The sequence below is a fragment of the Mycobacterium sp. NGS18 genome, assembly GCF_059813185.1.
Genome location: NZ_JCALEC010000034.1, coordinates 1 through 889, shown reverse-complemented (window position 1 = coordinate 889; position 889 = coordinate 1). Strand labels below are relative to the sequence as shown.

Here is an 889-nt window from a genome sequence, read left to right as displayed (position 1 = left end):
GAGCGTGTCAGATGGTTTGTGTGAGGTAGCGGTGCTCCCGATCTGAAAGCCGAGACACACTGATGACCGTGGTGGATAAGAAGCTTGACCGTGAAGAACGTCGACGTGAGCAGCGAGCGGGTGTGGAGGCGCTGGAGGCGTCGGGTGCCCTCGATGAGCTGTACTCGATGATCGACGCCGGCGAGGTGCAACTCGACGGCAAGGATGGACTCATCCAGCAATTGATCAAGGCGGGACTTGAGCGGGGTCTGCAGGCCGAGCTCAGCGATCATCTGGGATACGACAAGGGCGACCCCGAGGCCGCGTTGTTCGCGAACTCACGCAACGGCTCGTATCCCAAGACCGTGGCGACCAGTGTCGGCGACGTCGAACTGGCGATCCCGCGCGATCGCGACGCCACGTTCACCCCCACGCTGGTGCCCAAAGGCTCCCGCCGGGTGGGTGGGCTCGACGACATGATCGTCTCGCTGTACGCCGGCGGGATGACCGTCCGCGACATCGAGCATCACCTGGCGTCGACGATCGGGACCGAGATCAGCCGCGACACGATCTCCAAGATCACCGACGAAGTCCTCGACGAGGTCCTGGCCTGGCAGCGTCGTCCGCTCGAATCGTTCTACCCGGTGATCTACCTCGACGCGATCGTGGTGAAGGTCCGCGACGGCGCGCACGTGCGCAACAAGGCCGCCCATATCGCCGTCGGCGTGGATATGGAGGGTGTCAAACACGTTCTGGGGATATGGATTCAGGCCGCCGAAGGCGCGAAGTTCTGGGCCGGGGTGTGCGCCGAGCTGGCCAACCGTGGTGTCGCCGACGTGCTGATCGTGTGCTGCGACGGCTTGACCGGATTCCCCGAGGCGATCGAGGCGACCTGGCCGGATTCGCTGGT

At 64.2% G+C, this 889-nt stretch carries 1 protein-coding gene; it reads left to right on the top strand.

Features of this window, described 5'->3' with window-relative positions:
* Window positions 1-62: 62 nt before the first annotated feature.
* Window positions 63-889 (top strand): IS256 family transposase (locus AC5Y31_RS21790; protein WP_499982970.1); only part of this gene is annotated, 827 nt, incomplete at its 3' end.